The organism is Synechococcus sp. 1G10 (genome assembly GCF_002252625.1).
In the GTDB taxonomy this organism is placed as follows: Bacteria; Cyanobacteriota; Cyanobacteriia; order PCC-6307; family Cyanobiaceae; genus Regnicoccus_A.
This window is the reverse complement of record NZ_NQKW01000015.1, coordinates 14,551-30,012: the sequence shown is the minus strand read 5'-3', so window position 1 is coordinate 30,012 and position 15,462 is coordinate 14,551. Positions and strand designations below refer to the sequence as shown.

The 15,462-nt window shown below is 64.1% G+C and carries 15 protein-coding genes and 1 pseudogene; 7 read left to right on the top strand and 9 right to left on the bottom strand.

Annotated elements, in window-relative coordinates; all coding sequences use genetic code 11:
• Positions 1-46: 46 nt before the first annotated feature.
• Entirely contained in the window at positions 47-454 is a 408-nt protein-coding gene (gloA, locus tag CJZ82_RS12370) for a lactoylglutathione lyase (RefSeq protein ID WP_094556084.1), read from the bottom strand.
• Between the two features lie 139 nt (positions 455-593).
• Between gloA and eno the strand changes: the two genes are divergently transcribed.
• The 3 genes from eno to CJZ82_RS12355 all read left to right on the top strand — a co-directional run bounded on the left by eno (position 594) and on the right by CJZ82_RS12355 (position 3,615).
• The gene (gene eno / locus CJZ82_RS12365; RefSeq protein WP_094556083.1) at positions 594-1,889 is read left to right on the top strand and encodes a phosphopyruvate hydratase; all 1,296 of its coding nucleotides are present in this window, start codon (positions 594-596) and stop codon (positions 1,887-1,889) included.
• Positions 1,890-1,954: 65 nt separating this feature from the next.
• Positions 1,955-2,434, top strand: a complete 480-nt coding sequence (locus tag CJZ82_RS12360) for a hypothetical protein (RefSeq protein ID WP_094556082.1) — start codon at positions 1,955-1,957, stop codon at positions 2,432-2,434.
• A 197-nt stretch (positions 2,435-2,631) separates the two neighbouring features.
• Positions 2,632-3,615, top strand: coding sequence for a hypothetical protein (locus CJZ82_RS12355; protein WP_233130224.1), 984 nt, complete (start codon positions 2,632-2,634; stop codon positions 3,613-3,615).
• A gap of 14 nt (positions 3,616-3,629) precedes the next feature.
• Here CJZ82_RS12355 and CJZ82_RS12350 read toward each other — a convergent pair whose 3' ends face one another.
• Positions 3,630-4,766: an FAD-binding oxidoreductase gene (locus tag CJZ82_RS12350; protein WP_094556080.1), complete on the bottom strand. Its 1,137-nt coding sequence runs from the start codon at positions 4,764-4,766 to the stop codon at positions 3,630-3,632.
• A gap of 150 nt (positions 4,767-4,916) precedes the next feature.
• Between CJZ82_RS12350 and CJZ82_RS12345 the strand changes: the two genes are divergently transcribed.
• The gene (locus tag CJZ82_RS12345) at positions 4,917-5,252 is read left to right on the top strand and encodes a YidB family protein (protein ID WP_094556079.1); all 336 of its coding nucleotides are present in this window, start codon (positions 4,917-4,919) and stop codon (positions 5,250-5,252) included.
• Between the two features lie 18 nt (positions 5,253-5,270).
• On the opposite strand, the gene CJZ82_RS12340 is transcribed toward CJZ82_RS12345, so the two are convergent.
• The 5 genes from CJZ82_RS12340 to CJZ82_RS12320 form a co-directional block, all read right to left on the bottom strand.
• Positions 5,271-6,953 (bottom strand): AarF/ABC1/UbiB kinase family protein, encoded by a 1,683-nt coding sequence (locus tag CJZ82_RS12340; RefSeq protein WP_094556078.1) that lies wholly within the window; start codon positions 6,951-6,953, stop codon positions 5,271-5,273.
• Positions 6,953-7,294: a hypothetical protein gene (locus CJZ82_RS12335; RefSeq protein ID WP_094556077.1), complete on the bottom strand. Its 342-nt coding sequence runs from the start codon at positions 7,292-7,294 to the stop codon at positions 6,953-6,955. The genes CJZ82_RS12340 and CJZ82_RS12335 overlap by 1 nt, the downstream gene beginning before the upstream one ends.
• A gap of 36 nt (positions 7,295-7,330) precedes the next feature.
• On the bottom strand, positions 7,331-7,804 hold the full coding sequence (locus CJZ82_RS12330; protein ID WP_143593662.1) for a hypothetical protein: 474 nt from the start codon (positions 7,802-7,804) through the stop codon (positions 7,331-7,333).
• Positions 7,805-7,888: 84 nt separating this feature from the next.
• The gene (gene sulP / locus CJZ82_RS12325; RefSeq protein ID WP_094556075.1) at positions 7,889-9,580 is read right to left on the bottom strand and encodes a sulfate permease; all 1,692 of its coding nucleotides are present in this window, start codon (positions 9,578-9,580) and stop codon (positions 7,889-7,891) included.
• Between the two features lie 207 nt (positions 9,581-9,787).
• Entirely contained in the window at positions 9,788-10,030 is a 243-nt protein-coding gene (locus CJZ82_RS12320; RefSeq protein WP_094556074.1) for a hypothetical protein, read from the bottom strand.
• Between the two features lie 342 nt (positions 10,031-10,372).
• Here CJZ82_RS12320 and CJZ82_RS19640 point away from each other — a divergent pair, with 342 nt between their 5' ends.
• The 3 genes and pseudogenes from CJZ82_RS19640 to CJZ82_RS12310 all read left to right on the top strand — a co-directional run bounded on the left by CJZ82_RS19640 (position 10,373) and on the right by CJZ82_RS12310 (position 11,970).
• A complete protein-coding gene (locus CJZ82_RS19640) occupies positions 10,373-10,519 on the top strand; it encodes a hypothetical protein (protein ID WP_369820060.1) in 147 nt (48 codons plus the stop codon).
• An 18-nt stretch (positions 10,520-10,537) separates the two neighbouring features.
• Positions 10,538-11,305: pseudogene (locus CJZ82_RS12315) on the top strand (polyphosphate kinase 2 family protein); the annotation flags it as partial.
• Between the two features lie 59 nt (positions 11,306-11,364).
• Complete coding sequence (locus CJZ82_RS12310; RefSeq protein ID WP_094556073.1) at positions 11,365-11,970, top strand: GUN4 domain-containing protein; 606 nt, start codon at positions 11,365-11,367, stop codon at positions 11,968-11,970.
• On the opposite strand, the gene CJZ82_RS12305 is transcribed toward CJZ82_RS12310, so the two are convergent.
• Positions 11,945-12,223, bottom strand: a complete 279-nt coding sequence (locus tag CJZ82_RS12305; protein ID WP_198949761.1) for a hypothetical protein — start codon at positions 12,221-12,223, stop codon at positions 11,945-11,947. The two genes, CJZ82_RS12310 and CJZ82_RS12305, sit on opposite strands and share 26 nt — an antisense overlap.
• Positions 12,220-15,462 (bottom strand): efflux RND transporter permease subunit, encoded by a 3,243-nt coding sequence (locus CJZ82_RS12300; RefSeq protein ID WP_094556072.1) that lies wholly within the window; start codon positions 15,460-15,462, stop codon positions 12,220-12,222. The genes CJZ82_RS12305 and CJZ82_RS12300 overlap by 4 nt, the downstream gene beginning before the upstream one ends.

Sequence of the window (15,462 nt, the reverse complement as noted above, 5' to 3'; positions counted from 1 at the left end):
GAGGCCATCGGACTCAGTTCAACCCATCTTCATGCGCCGCTGGCGCTCAGGCGGCGCTCCGCTCGGGGCTGGACGACAACTGAATCAGCTCCACCTTGTAGCCGTCGGGATCCTCCACGAAGGCGATCACGGTGCTGCCGTGCTGCTTCGGGCCCGGCTCCCGCAGAATCCGCCCTCCCTTGGCGGCAATGGCGGCGCAGGTGCCGTGGATGTCATCCACGCCAAGAGCCATATGGCCGTAGCCCTCGCCCAGCTCGTAGCGCTCGATGTCCCAGTTGTGGGTGAGTTCCAGCACGGTCGTGTCGCTCTCGTCGCCGTAGCCCACGAACGCCAGGGTGAAGCGGCCGCCGGGGTAATCCTTGCGGCGCAGCAGACGCATCCCCAGCACCTCGGTGTAAAAAACGAGCGAGCGCTCCAGATCGCCCACCCGGAGCATGGTGTGCAGCAGGCGCATCGCGTTCGGCAGGGCAGATGCGCTCAACTTTGGCGGCAGGGCCGAACCAAACGGCTGGTCCGTCGGTACCGACCGTCACATCGGAGCGCCCCGGGGAGACCCATAAGATCGCCGCAAGCCCTGACCGCCTGCAGTTTTCGTGTTCGACTCCCTCGACCTCGTGATCGATTCCATCGTGGCTCGGGAGGTGCTCGACTCCCGCGGCACCCCCACGGTGGAGGCGGAAGTGCGGTTGGAAGGGGGCGCTCAGGGCCACGCCATCGTGCCCAGCGGCGCCAGCACCGGCGCCCATGAGGCCCATGAGTTGCGCGATGGCGGCAGCCGCTACGCCGGCAAGGGCGTGCTCCAGGCGGTGGCGAACATCGAGGAGAAGATCGCCCCGGTGCTCTGTGGCCTCACCGCCATCGAGCAGGTGGCGGTCGACACCGCAATGATCGAGCTCGACGGCAGCGACAACAAATCAGCCCTGGGGGCCAACGCGATCTTGGCCGTGAGCCTGGCGGTGGCGCGGGCGGCCGCCGATGGAGTGGGCCTTCCCCTCTACCGCTACCTGGGCGGGCCCATGGCCACCCTTTTGCCGGTGCCGCTGATGAACGTGATCAACGGCGGGGCGCACGCCGCCAACAATCTGGACTTCCAGGAATTCATGCTGGTGCCCCATGGCGCCCCCAGCTTCCGGGAGGCGCTGCGCATGGGCACCGAGGTGTTCCATACGCTCAAGGGTCTGCTGGCCGCCCAGGGCCTCTCCACCGCCGTGGGTGATGAGGGCGGCTTTGCCCCCAACCTGGAGAGCAACGATGCGGCCGGCGCCCTGCTGGTGGCGGCGATCGAGAAAGCCGGCTACAAGCCCGGCGAGGAGATTTCCCTCGCCCTCGATGTGGCCAGCACGGAGTTTTATGCCGAGGGCCGCTACGCCTTCGGCGGCGGCTCCTACAGCTCCGCCGAGATGGTGGCTCAGCTGGAGGCGCTGGTGAGCCGATACCCGATCGTCTCGATCGAGGATGGCCTCGCCGAAGACGACTGGGAGGGCTGGGCGCTGATGACCGAGCGCCTCGGAAGCCGGCTCCAGCTCGTGGGCGACGACCTGTTCGTGACCAACACCAGCCGCCTGCAGAGGGGGATCGACGCCGGCACCGCCAATTCGATTCTGATCAAGGTGAATCAGATCGGCTCCCTCACCGAAACCCTGCAGGCGATCGATCTGGCCGGCCGTGCGGGCTACACCAGCGTCATCAGCCACCGCAGCGGCGAAACCGAGGACACCACCATCGCCGACCTGGCGGTGGCCACCCGCGCCGGCCAGATCAAGACAGGCTCCCTCAGCCGCAGCGAGCGGGTGGCCAAGTACAACCGCCTGCTGCGCATCGAGGACGAACTGGGCGGCCAGGCGCTTTATGCGGGCGCCGAAGGGCGAGGACCCCAGGGGAAAGCCTGAGCAGCAGCGACCCCGCCAGTTGATTCCAGGGGGGTACGATCGCCGCCGACTTTGCCGGCTCTCCCGTGATCCCTTCCAGCCCAGCGCGTCTGGCCCGAGTTTTCTCGCTGCTGACGATCGGGGTCATGGCGGGGGGACCGATGCTCGCGCAGCCAGCTCCCACCTGCACCTTCCTGATGCCCATCGGCGGCTCAGAGGCGGTGGTGAGCAAACGGATCGGGCCAGGAAGGCTGCTGGGTCGCAACAACTGGAACACCGATTTCATCGTCGATAAGCCCTTCAGCAGCTATCGCTTCTTCTTCACGGCCACGTCCACCGATACAGCCAGTTATCCGGTGCAGGGTTTCATGCGGTTCACCGACGGAACGAGCCTGCAACTGTTCAACGAAACGATCACGCCGCCCCAGGGGACAGGCCGGATGTGGGGCCCCTTCGCCTCCGTGCCGGGCAAGCGCACCAGCCTGATGAACTTCCGGATCGGTTCCTCCAGCCAACCTGGAGCGCTCGGGTTCAGCTACCGCATCTCCGTTCAGGGCTGCAACTGATATCCAAGACCGATCGAGCCGATCACCTCACCGCCGACGATCTGGAGAACATCAGGCCAGTTCAAGTCTGGCCGAGGCATGGATCCGCATGTGGGCATGACTCTGCGTCAGGAACAGATTCACTGGTACGCTCCGCTGCAACATTCGAGCTGCGTTCTGTGTACTCCAGCCTCTCGCCGCTCCTGAAGCTTAAGACCGTGGCGACGGGGGCGGGCCTGTTGATCAGCGTCATGGGCTCGATGCTGACAGCTTCAGTGGTGCGTGCCGCTGAACAGCCTCCGGCTGAACCGTCTCAAGCTGAACCAGCCGCTGTTCAACCCAGTTCCGAAGAACCATCGCCATCGCCCTGGGCCGCCACCGTGGAGCTCTACGGCTTCGCGCCGCTGCGCACCTCCGGGACCACCACCGTCAGAGGCTTCAGCACCGACCTGGATCTGGACCTCGATCAGGTGCTCAGGCCCCTCACCTTCGCGTCCTACATGCGGGGCAGCGTCGAATACGGACGCGTCGGTCTACTCACCGACATCACCTACGTCTCCGTCAAGGGGCAAGAGGGAAGGCTCATTGACATCAAGACACGCAGCATCGAAGGCCCTCGCGGCGAGCGCAGCCTCACCTTCACACCCGATGGCCAGGGCAGCCTGAACGCCAAAGTCGGGAACATCCAGGGCATCTACGACCTGGCCCTTCGCTACCGCTTCGGAGAGCGCGAATCAGCCGTAGCCCGCTCAGGCAGTTTCACCGTCATCCCCTATGCGGGAGTGCGGTTCGTCAACATGCAGTACGACCTGGAGGTGGAGGGCCAGGGACCTGGCGGTACCTTGACCTTCCGAGGCCCGAATCTGGAGGGATCCCGGACGCTGGAGGGGTTGAATGTGCGGCGGCAGCAGTCCTTCGGCGGCACCGTGGTGCAGCCCCTGGTGGGAACCCAGGCCATGGTGTTTCTCTCCCCCCGCCTGAGGCTCTTTGCCCGCGCCGATGTCGGCGGCTTCGGTGTGAACAACTCGGATGATTACTCCTGGAATGCCCAGGCGGGTCTCGGCTACGCGATCGGCAACTCCACCCAGTTCAACCTGTCCTGGCGCTACATGCACCTGGGCGGAAGCAATGACCGAACCCCCGAAAATGCCTACAGCATCAATCAGAATGGCGTGGAAGCCGGTGTGAAGTTCTTCTTCTGACTCAGCAGCCGGCTTCAGCCTTGAGCGGAACCCGGCAGGGCATACAGCTCGGAGAAACCCTCGAGGATCCGCGTTTCCGCTGCGGCATCGAACGTGGTCGTGTCATCGCCAGATTCGTAGGTGCCCCCGAGCAGGATTCCCTCTGAGCGGGGATGGAGGTAGAGGGATCCGGCTGAGAGGGTGTAGCGCAGGAGCGGATCGGGAGGGAGCATGGTCAGCTGGCCCTTGATGGGCGCCAGGTCCGTATCGCCGAACAGGGCGGCGCTGCCGAGTCCGGTGCAGTTCACCACCACGGTTTCGGGCAGCACAGCGATCTCGCCAGGCGCTTCGAAGCGCCGCTTCACCAGCTCCACGCCAAGGCGCCGCAGATCGCGCTGGATCGCCCGCAGATACAACGGCATGTCGATCAGCATCCCCGGCGCAGCCCCCGCCCAGGCCGCCCGAAAGGGCAGGCCGCGATCTGAGACATCCTGGAAGGGCGGGATCAGATCGGCCAGCAGCGCGTCGGCCCACCCGGGTGTGGGCGGCTGCGAGCCCAGGCGGAGGTGGGGGAGAACCGCCACGCCATAGCCTCTGCCGATCAGCCGCCGGAAGCGCTGATGCGAGAACAGCAACGCCTCCCGCAGGCGGGCCTCGAGCTCAGGTGTGCGGAAGCCGGTGTCCACCAGCTGGGAGGGGAACCAGCGCGCCGCCGCAACATCCGAGGTGGTGTCCGGAGAGAAGCGATCGGCGTACACACGCACCGGGCGGCCCCGCTCCCGCAGCAGCCACGCGGTCGCCAGGCCCACCGCGCCGCCGCCAAGCACCGCCACCGGCCCCCGGCCTGGCGCCGCCAGCGCCAGGTCCACCGCCTGCCGGGCCGTCCCCCAGGAGAGGGTGACGCCGGAGCCGCCGTGGCCGTAGTGGTGGATCAGCGTGGTGCGACCCATCGCTTCCGCCTCCAGCCGGACACCCATGGGCCGGAACGGTCTCAGACCCACCAGCCGCCGCACGATGCGCTCGGGTGCGAGGTCCGGCACCGCAACGGTGAAGTCGGCGGGGAGGAATGAGCCTGCCGCTGTGGGGGCCGAAGCGACGGGTCTCCAGGCCCCGGCCAGGACGGAGCCGGCCAGCGCCGTGGATCCAAGCAGGAACTGACGGCGCGACGCCATGGGCCTCCGATCCCCCCTCAAAGAGCATCAGGATCGCGCAGGCACTGCCGCGGCCCTGAAGCGGGCCAACTGGATTGCGAAGAAAACGGCGAGGAATCTGCGGAACCGCACCACTTCAGGCCAGGTTGAACCTGTCAGCCATTCGTGTGCATGGACCTCCTCAACTCCTTGATCGGCGGCGTCGTCTCGGCCGTGGCCGGCGACAAGGCACCGGCTCTCAACCAGTTCATCGAGAGCAATGGCGGCGTGAACGGACTGTCGGAGAAATTCCGCAGTGGCGGAATGGCTGAAACCTTCTCCAGTTGGGTGAGCACCGGCGACAACGCCGCGATCACAGCCCAGCAGGTGCAGGCAGTGATGGGGAATGCCCAGGTTCAGGAGATGGCCAGGAAGATGGGCGTTGATCCAGCGATGGCCTCCGATTTCATCGCCAAGGCCCTGCCGCAGGTGATCGACCAGCTCACCCCCCAGGGAAAGCTCAACTGAATCGAACGCTCAACTGAATCAGTTGCTGCCTCCGCTGGCTCCGGGCAGCTTCTCCAGCCGTGCGTCTCGGCGCAGCCGGCCCTGCAGCTTCAGCCAGCTCAACACCACCGGTGCGGCCAGCACCAGCGGCACCGCCACCAGAGCCGGGGTCGGGCCGCTGGCCAGCAGCGCCGCCGCTACGGCCAGGCCGCCGAGCAGGAATGACTGACCGGAGACCTGCTGGGCCAGCGCCAGACGCCGCAGCAAGCGGTCGGTCTCCCCGGCGCGGATCTGCACCTGAAGATCACCCTGCTCGATCCGGGCGAGGCTGTCGTCAAGACGCCGCGGGATGCCAAGGGAGCGGCTGGCCAGATCGCCGGCCTGGCGCCCGAGTTCACCTAGAAAATCATTCGGTCCGTTCCCGCTGGCGGTCATCAGGGGCAGCAGGTAGGGGCGGGCAATCGACACAAGACTAAACCCGGGATCGAGGCTGCGGCCGACGCCCTCAAAGGTGGAGAGGGCTCGCATCACGAAGATCAGCTCGGACGGCAGCCGGAACGGCTGGCCATAGACCAGGTCGTAGAGGTCACCGGAGAGCTTCTCGAGGATGTTGGCGGAAAACGGCGGCGTGAGCGCTTCGGTGAGCATCACCCGCACCAGCCGACGCACCGGGCCGGGGTCGATGCCAGCCGCGATCACTCCGGCCCCCTGGAGTTCCACCACCAGGGCCGAGGCATCCCGTGCCGCCGCGGCCCGCACCATGCGGCCCAGCCGGCTGCGCAGGCGCTGGGAGATCTGCCCCATCATCCCGAAGTCGTAGTAGATGAGGGCACCATCAGCCGCCACGGCCAGGTTGCCGGGATGGGGATCGGCGTGGAAGAAGCCGAAGCGCACCAGCTGCTGCAGGTAGCTGGCCGCTCCCTTTTCAGCCACCGCTGCCGGATCGATCCCTGCCTCCACCAGGGCACTGCGATCGGTGATCTTGATGCCGGGCAAAAAATCGAGGCAGAGCACGCGGCGGGTGCTGAGTTCCCAGATCACCGAGGGGATGCGGATGCCGGCGTCGTCGAAGAACTGCTGGCGGAAGCGGGCGGCGTGTTCAGCCTCGAGGCGGAAATCCAGCTCCCGCAACAGCACCCGTCGGCACTCCTGGGCGATCGACACCCAGTCGCGGCCCTCACCCCAGCGCGGATGGCGCTGCATCACCGCCGCCACCTGCTGCATCACCTCCAGATCGAGGCGGAACAGCCGCTCCAGCCCCGGCCGCTGGATCTTGAAGACCACCTGGCGGCCACTGCGCAGGCTGGCGCGGTGCACCTGGGCCAGGCTGGCGGAGCCGAGCGGCTGCTCCTCGAGATCGATGATCTCGGCGCAGCGCTCCCCCAGTTCCTGCTCCAGGAGAGCCTGCACCGTGACGAAGGGGAAGGCCGGCACCCGGTCCTGAAGATGGGCCAGCTCCTCCACATATCCCGCTGGCAACACATCCGGGCGGGCCGAAAGCAGCTGGCCCAGCTTGATGAAGGCGGAGCCGAGGCTGATCAGTTCATTCGTGAGCCAGCGGGCACGCCGCTGCTGCCGCACCTGCCGCCGCTGCTCGCTGACGCCACCTGGATAGGTCCAGTCCTTTCCGTCCCACCAGAGACCCAACACCAGGCTCAGCACGGCCGACCAGATGCGCAGCGAACGGGCCAGGGCACGCCACTGTTGGCGCAAGGTCCCCATCAACCCCGGTCCTCGAGTTGGCGGGACAGGTTGGCCACGCGGGCACGCAATTCGTCGATCTGATCCAGGGGCGAATCAATGGACCATCCTCGGGCGCTTGAGCCTCCGGAGGACGGTCCAGTGTCAGCGTCATCTGCGGGGAAGCCAGCTCCAGCTTCGGTTTCCAGCCGCTGGGCCTCCTGCTCCACTTCACTCCAGAACAGTTCCAGTTCACGGCGAAGGCGCTCCGGGGCTTCCTGGGCCAGCACAGCCAGGCTGGCGGCCGAATCGGCGAAGCCGCTACCAAGGCGGGCTCCCAACCGATTCAACGCAGCCTGCAGGAGGGATTGGGGGGCATGCATCGAATGGACCGTCCGCTCTGGCCAAACTGTGGCAGATCAGGGCTGGACGTCGGGAGCGGGCGGTGGTGGTGGCGCGGCCGGCGGGGCTGGTTCCCCGGCAGGCTCCACACCCTGGGGTTCAGGCGTGGAATCCGAGCGCTCGGAGGCAGCCTCGCTGGCTGGCTGCACCTGCCGGGGCTTGCTGCTCTCCTGCTTGCTGGTCTCCTTCTTGCTGCTCTCCTGCTGAATCAGCTCCGGATTGCCCGGAAGCTCCTTCTTGTCTGCACCGAAGCGCAGACGCAGGCTCTCCAGGCTGGTGCCTGGAAAGGGCTTGACATCAAAGCTCTGGTCCAGCTTGACCGCCTCGCCCTGGCCCAGGCTCAGCAGCCGGTCGGTGAGGCCATAGCCCACGCCAAAGCAGAGGCCGGCCGCCAGGGGCAGCACCCAGGGGGCCCAGCGCTTCGGCGGTGACGGCGACTCAAGGCCGGATCGACGGGATCGGCGCCGGGCTCCGGCCTCTGCCTCTGGCATGGGAGCTGGATGCAACTGCCTTGCCATCCTGACCTCCAGAGAGGCAGGCGGGGCCATGGCTTCACCTCAAGCTCCGCATCAGGCTCACCCGAGGGGCCCGGCGGCGCCTTTCGAAGCCTGGTTCTGGAAGGCGGCGATCGCCGTCGGCAGGGTGGGATAAAAGTGCTCGGCGCCGATCCTCTCCGCCACACCGGCTCTGGCGAGTTGGAGGTAGAGGTCCTGCTTGACCCGGGCCATGGCGAAGACGATGTGCCGCCCAGCCAGCTCCTGCTGCAACTCCTGCAACACATCGGCCGCGGTGATGTCGATCTCCACGATCGCCTCCGCATTGAGCACGAACCAGTCGACGGCAACGGTTTCGGCATCGATCGCCAGCAGGGCGCGGCGGCGGAAGTCCTCGGCATTGGCGAAGCAGAGCGGCGCGTCATAGCGGTAGAGCACCAGCCCGGGGATCGTGCTGGCGCCCTCCCAGTCGGTCACGTCGTGGAGGCCATCCAGGTGGGGCACATCGCCCAGGACCGCGTCGTTGGGGCTTACCAGGCGGGCGAACAGATCGATCACCGACAGCGCCACCGACAGCGCTACGCCCACAAGGATGTCGGTGAGCAGCACCCCGGCGAAAGTGACCAGCGCCAGGCGGAACTCACTGAGCTTGAAGCGCCGCAGGCGCCGAAATTCGGGGATATCAATCAGGCGCAGGGCGGCATAGATGACGATTGCGCCCAGGGCCGCCTTCGGGAAAAGGGCCAGAAGTGGCCGCAGAACGAGCAACACCAGCAGCACCACCACGAAGGCCACCAGCGAAAACAGCTGGGAGCGGCTGCCGAGCGACTCGCCGATGGCGGTGCGGCTGCCGCTGCTGCTGACCGGAAAGCCCTGCATCAGACCGTTGCCCAGATTCACCGCCCCCAGTGCCAGCAGCTCCTGGTCGGCGTCGATGCGGTAGCCGCCACGGGCCGCAAAGGCGCGGGCGGTGAGCACGTTGTCGGAGTAGCCCACCAGGGCGATGCCCACAGCAGCAGACAAAAGGAATCTGAGTTGCTGAGGCGCGACGCCATCCGGCAGGTGGAAGCTGGGCAACCCGGCAGGGATCTCCCCGATCACGGCGACGCCGCGCTGGTCGAGATGCAGCACTGCCACCACCGCCACGGCCAGCAGCACGGCCAGCAGCGGACCTGGGGCGGTGGGGAAGCGGCGCTGCACCAACAGCAGAAACAGAAGCACCCCAAGCGCCAGCAGCAGCGTGGGGAGATGGATCTCCCCGGAGCGGCGCAGCAGCTCCAGGATCTGCCCGGACAGTGACTCGGCCTCCAAGGAGAGACCGCTCACCTTGCCGATCTGGCCGCTGATCATGATCACGGCCACCCCGGCCATGTAGCCCACCAGAATCGGCTTGGAGAGCAGATCAGCCAGAAACCCCAGCCGACTCCAGGCCCCCAGAAAGCAGACCAGCCCCACGAACAGGGCCAGCAGGCTGGCGAGGCTGGCGTAGAGCGTTGGATCACCCCCGGCGATCGGGGCGATCGCCGCCGCCGTCATCACGGCCGTGGTGGATTCGGGCCCCACAGAGAGCTGGGGGGAGGAGCCGATCAGGGCATAGAGCAGCATCGGCGGCAGGATCGCCCAGAGCCCGGCCACTGGCGCCACTCCTGCCAGCTCGGCATAGGCCATGCACTGGGGGATGAGATAAGCCGCAACGGTGACGCCAGCGAGTAGATCACCTCTGAGCCAGGACGGTTGGTAGGCGCGAAATCGCCTGAGGGCTGGCATATGCATGAAGATTCCCTGATGTACTCAGCATGCTTTGGCACTCGTTGTCGTACCTGGAAAAAGCGATTTTTGTCGCAGATCCTGCGAAGCGCTGCTCTCCTCTGCACCAAAGAATCCGCCCTGTAGAGCGTATCGATCTACAGGGCAGCTGGCTGAGCTGGTTGCTTTCGCTGCCCTACAGACATGGACATCATTCACGAACTGATCAACCGCTCAGTCCCAGTCGAAAGTGACCAGACGCTGGCCAGGCATCAAGGAGCTGGCCTCCTCCCTCAGGATCTGTACCGCCTCGTTACTGACATCGGGGTGGTTACGCATCCCTTGGACGATCAGGCGGACGTCCTCGGCAGTGAGACCAGTTGTGGCGATCCGCTCTTTGAGCTGGGCGCGGAACTGAGCGAGCAGGGCCTGCTCCTTCTCGCTGAGCTGCCTGGCTCCAGGGTGATTAATTTCCATGGGAGGCCTGCCAATCAATGGTTCCTGAGTACTTCAGAGTAAGTCATCAGCTGGATCGAGGCCACTCCATCGCCAACTTTCTTCAATAAGGATCAAGACCGCAATCAAGCTGCAGTTCGCGAGCGATCCCCTTGCGGCGAGTCCCCTTGAAGTGATTGTTGGTCGGTTGATGTTGTGCTCCCATTTCCTTGAGGGGGCGGTGGCCTGGAACGCAAACGAGTGGGGCTATTCCTGCAAGTGCCTCGGCCTGAATCGTCATATTCTGGTCTCACGATCGCCCCAGTTCAGATCGTGGCGCACCGCCGCTGGCGCTACTAGAACAAAGGAAGGTGGGGGAGCAACATGCAGACCAACCAGACCAACCAGTCGATCGGCAATAAGGAGCTGCTCAGGCGGGCGTGCGAGCTCGCCGCACCCTTCCGGGTGACCAAGGGGGAGGAGTTCCGTCTCAAGGACACCGATCCAGGCGACACCCTCGATTTCGACTGAGAGGACAAGCCCAGGTCAAAGGAAGCCCTGGCCATGGGAATCGAGCTGCTGGCAGAGTTTCAGGACATGCTCTACGCGCAGGACCGCTGGGGCCTACTGCTGATCTTCCAGGCCATGGATGCCGCCGGCAAGGACGGAACGATCAAGCACGTCATGTCCGGCGTCAATCCACAGGGTTGTGAGGTGTCTTCATTCAAGGCTCCTTCGCCGGTGGACCTCGACCACGACTTCCTTTGGCGCTGCATGCAGAAGCTGCCGGAACGGGGCCGGATCGGCGTCTTCAATCGCAGTTACTACGAAGACACGCTGGTGGTGCGGTTGCATCAGGAACTGCTCGGCAAGCAGAAGATGCCTCCCGAACTGGTCAGCAAAGACATCTGGAAAGAGCGCTTCACAGATATCCGCAACTTCGAGAGCTACCTCGCGCGCAATGGCATCGTGGTGCGCAAGTTCTTCCTGCATGTTTCCAAAAAAGAACAGAAGCGCCGCTTCATCGAGCGGCTCAACAACCCTGACAAGAACTGGAAGTTCTCCGCGAACGACATCAAGGAGAGAGCCTACTGGGACGACTACATGCAAGCCTACGAGAGCATGATCCGCCACACAGCCACCAAGACCGCGCCTTGGTATGTGGTACCCGCCGACAACAAGTGGTTCACCCGGGTGGCGGTGGCTGCTGCCATCATCGAAACCCTGGTTTCACTGGATCTTCACTACCCCAAAGTCAGCGAGAAAGCCCTCCAAGAGCTAGCCGCCGCCAAGCAGTCGCTGTTGAATGAAGACTAACCACTTGTGCATCAGTCAAAGTCATGTGGCAGTCAGCATTTTACAGGTAGGATCAACAAATGAACCTTAACGATCCAGAGCAGCCGCTTCATGAGCGCGTTGGTGCACTGGAAGCCGCAGTCTCAGCGCTCAGCGAACGTCTCCACAGCCTGGCCTCCCAGGTGTTGCAGCATGAGGAGTCGTTTGCCCTGGTTTCCGATGTAGCCCGCTATGCGCCGCTGCGGGATCTGCTAGCGGCTGGCCGCTTCCGTGACGCCGATGTGGAGACGGCGAATGTGCTTTTCGATTGCATCAATACCACCCTGGAGAACGTCACTCCAGAGGAGATCAAAACCTTTCCGATCGGACCCCTGCGGATTGTCGACCAACTCTGGCGAAACCACAGCGATGGGAAGTTTGGATTCAGTGTGCAGGAGCGGCTCTACCGCTCTCTCGGGGGAACGCTTGATACGCTGATCGCTCAGGATGTGGATCTTTACCAGACGTTCTGCGACCGCCTCGGTTGGCACAGCGAGGGACAATTCACCGAAGCTGATGGGACTGACGACATCAGCGCCATGCCGGAGGGAGCCCTGCCAAGGTGCTGTTGGTTCAGCTCCTACGGAATGAAGATCACCAACCTGCTGCTGGTACGCCTGATCACCGCCGACCTGGGGGGGGGCTGAGAGGGTCTTCCCGCCGGCGAAGAGACTCCGAGCGCCGGCGCGTGGACTGACTGATCACGGCAAATCCGCCGCCGATTGCAGCGCCAAGACCCGCACCGATCAGCGGATAGGAGCGGTAGAGGCTTCGATAGAAGCCACTCTCATAGCGAAACCGGCCTACATCGGGTTGACCAAGATAGGAGAAGGTGATGCCGGTGAGCCCCCCGAGTACAGCGGTGACGACCGCAGCGAAGCTGACAAGACGCCAATTCATGAGCCCATCCCCTCCTGTGATTCCGCCACCTTCACTGGCACAGGAACTGGCTCCTTCAACAGATACCTACGCTCCAGCCCCTTGATCACGATGAACAGCACCGGCGCCATACCCAGGCTGAGGACGGTGGCCACCAGGTAACCGCCAAAGCTCACAGTGCCGATCGACCAGCGGCTGATCGCGCCGGCGCCGGAGGCGGTCATCAGCGGGATGTACCCCACCAGGCCCGATGCGGCGGTCATCACGATCGGCTGAAAGCGGGCTTTGGCTGAGGCAATACCAGCCTGGCTCAGACTCATCCCCAGCCGCAGGTATTCGTTGGCCTGCTCGACGATCAGGATGGCGTTCTTGCTTGCCATACCAATCAGCATCAGCAGACCGACTTGGGCGAAGATGTCATTGCTGATCACCGGCCAGAAGCTGCCCGCCTGCAGGGCATTGGCACGAATCCAGATCGCTGCCATCGCCCCGAGCGCAGCCAAGGGGACTGTGAGCAAGATGATCAGTGGGTCAACGTAGCTGCCGTACTGAGCCGCCATAACTAGAAACACGAGTACGGTCGCCAAAGCGAAGATGGCGCCCGTGGCTCCGCCGGCTGAGCGTTCCTCCAGCGACAGCCCTGTCCACTCGTAGCCAAAGCCTGGATCGAGCACCTCGGCTGCCACCTCCTCCATCGCAGCAATTCCTTGGCCGGAGCTGAATCCGGGGGCAGGAGTAGCCTGAATCTTGATCGCCTCGTAAACGTTGTAGCGGGTGATTGTGGGTGGGGCGAAGAAGGGCTCGGTCTCAATCACGTTGTTGAGCTGAACCAGCTCCCCCTTGCGCGAACGTACATAGAACGAGCCGATCACGGCGGGATCAGTGCGGTACTGGCCGTCGGCTTGGACATACACCCGGTACTGATCCTTGTCGAAGACGAAGTCGTTGACGTAGCGGCCGCCCAGATAAGCCTGCAGAGTGCCGAACACCTCGTTGATGTCCACATCAAGCGACTTGACCATATCCCGCTTGACCCGGATCGACAGTTGCTCCACGCCGGGGGTGAACGTGGTGGTGACCCGCTCCAGTTCAGGACGCTGCTGGGCGGCCGCGATCATGGCGTTGAGGTTCTTGAGCAGCGCTTCTGTGGGCAACCCGGCACGGTTCTGCAGCTGGAACTCCAGGCCGCCGGTCGCCCCCACGCCATCGACAGGAGGCACGTTGGTGGCAAAGGCCAACGACCCGTTGACCTCCTTCTGCAGCCGCTGGTTCAGCCGGGCCAGGATGCTGAACACTGATTGATCCGCGCTTGGCCGTTGATCCCAGGCGCTCAGGCGGATAAAAAACAGATACTTGTTGTAGCTGTTACCTTCCAGGCCGTATCCTGCTGCTCCCAGATAGCTCTCAATCTCAGGCTTGAAGTCAGCAAGGATCCCATTCACCTGCTCCACCTGTTTCTGGGTGTAGCCAAGTGAAGCGCTGGGAGGGGCCTCACCCAGGAGGATCATGAGACCCTGATCCTCTTCTGGGATGAAACCCGTCGGCACGATCTTCAGCATCATCACCGTGGCCAGCAGCCCGGCGACGAACAGCGAAAGCACCACATGGCGATACCTCACCAGCAACTCAATCGTTCGCCCATACCAGGCGAACAACGCGGCGAAGCCCTTGTTGAAGGGACGGAAGATCCAACCGAACAGAAAATTGATGGCCCGATCGCTTGCTCCTGGCGGGGACCCCTCCGGCTTGAGGAAAAGAGCCGCGATCGTGGGTGAAAAGGTAAGGGCGTTGAAGGTAGAGAACACGATCGCTGCCGCCAGCGTGATGGCGAACTGGCGGTAGACGATGCCGGTTGTGCCGGGAAAGAAGGACACCGGAATGAACACAGCCAGCTGCACCAGCGCTGCCGTGATCGTCGGGGTAGCCAGTTCGTTCATCGAATCGAGAGCCGCCTGCATCGGCCGCATCCCCTGGCCGAGCTTGTCCTTGACGGCCTGCACGATCACCACGGCGTCATCTGTGACGGTGCCGATCGCCAGGATGATGCCGAACATCGTGAGCTGGTTGAGACTGAAATCGAAGCCCAGCACCACGGCCATCGCACCGATCATCGCCACCGGCATCGCCAGAGCCGGCACGATCGTGGAGCGCCAGTCCTGCAGGAACAGCAAAATCGTGAGCACTGCCATCACGATCGCCTGGAGGAGATTCGAGGTCACATCCTTCAGCGATGTGGTTACGAACAGGGTGGAGTCGTAGGGGATTTCATAGCGCAGACCCGGTGGAAACTCTGCGGCAAGCTTCTCCACCAGCGCCTTCACCCTGGTGCCGGTATCGAGGGCATTGGCACCGGGCAGCTGATACAGCGCCAGACCCGCCGAGGGACGTCCACCCAGGCTGGCAATCAGGTCGTAGTTCTCGGCGCCGAGCTCGACACGTCCGATGTCGCGGATCTTGGCGGTCTCGCCAGCAGCACCGACCTTGACGATCAGATTCTCGGCGTCAGCCACACTGGTGAAGCGGCTCTCCGCCTTGAGTGGAATGGCGAACTCCTGGCCTGGGACCATCGGCTCCTGACCGATTCGGCCAGCACCCGACTGGATGTTCTGTTCCCTCAGGGCCCGCTCCACATCGAGAGGTGTGAGGCTGTAGGCCGCGAGTTTCAGGGGATCAAGCCAGATGCGCAGGGCGAACTTGCGCTCGCCGATGATCGTGGTGCTGCCGATGCCAGGGATCCTGCGGACCTCATCGACCAGGTTCTGATCGATGTAATTGCTCATGAAGAGCGGGTCGTAGAGGGGCTTGCCCTTGGCATCGGTATCGGAATAGAAGCCGAAGGCCAGCAGCAGGCTGGGGGATGCCGCTTCCACCGTCACACCCGTCTGCTTGACCGCATCGGGCAGGGTTGGGGTGGCCTGATTCACCCGGTTCTGCACGTTCACCTGGGCGATGTTCCGGTCCACCGCCACTGGAAACGCCACGGTGATGTTGGCAATCCCGTCTGAGGAGGTGTTTGAGTACATATATTTCATGTCCTCTACACCGTTGATCTCCTGCTCCAGCACGTTCGTGACGGTGTCAACGGTGGTGCGGGCATCGGCGCCGATGTTCACCGCCGTGACCTTCACCTGGGTGGGCGCCAGCTGGGGCAGCTTCTCAAGGGGCAGCAATGGGATGGCGATGCCCCCCATGATCAGGATCACAAGGGAACACACCGTGGTGAGGACGGGACCCCGAATGAAGCGATCGGAAATGCTCAC

Bases quoted from the DNA above. Each gene is read 5' to 3' on its own strand.
- gloA (WP_094556084.1), bottom strand. From the start codon at position 454: ATGCGCCTGCTGCACACCATGCTCCGGGTGGGCGATCTGGAGCGCTCG.
- CJZ82_RS12350 (WP_094556080.1), bottom strand. From the start codon at position 4,766: ATGGCGTCGCGCCGTCAGTTCCTGCTTGGATCCACGGCGCTGGCCGGC.
- CJZ82_RS12345 (WP_094556079.1), top strand. From the start codon at position 4,917: ATGGACCTCCTCAACTCCTTGATCGGCGGCGTCGTCTCGGCCGTGGCC.
- CJZ82_RS12340 (WP_094556078.1), bottom strand. From the start codon at position 6,953: ATGGGGACCTTGCGCCAACAGTGGCGTGCCCTGGCCCGTTCGCTGCGC.
- CJZ82_RS12335 (WP_094556077.1), bottom strand. From the start codon at position 7,294: ATGCATGCCCCCCAATCCCTCCTGCAGGCTGCGTTGAATCGGTTGGGA.
- CJZ82_RS12330 (WP_143593662.1), bottom strand. From the start codon at position 7,804: ATGCCAGAGGCAGAGGCCGGAGCCCGGCGCCGATCCCGTCGATCCGGC.
- sulP (WP_094556075.1), bottom strand. From the start codon at position 9,580: ATGCATATGCCAGCCCTCAGGCGATTTCGCGCCTACCAACCGTCCTGG.
- CJZ82_RS12320 (WP_094556074.1), bottom strand. From the start codon at position 10,030: ATGGAAATTAATCACCCTGGAGCCAGGCAGCTCAGCGAGAAGGAGCAG.
- CJZ82_RS19640 (WP_369820060.1), top strand. From the start codon at position 10,373: ATGCAGACCAACCAGACCAACCAGTCGATCGGCAATAAGGAGCTGCTC.
- CJZ82_RS12310 (WP_094556073.1), top strand. From the start codon at position 11,365: ATGAACCTTAACGATCCAGAGCAGCCGCTTCATGAGCGCGTTGGTGCA.
- CJZ82_RS12305 (WP_198949761.1), bottom strand. From the start codon at position 12,223: ATGAATTGGCGTCTTGTCAGCTTCGCTGCGGTCGTCACCGCTGTACTC.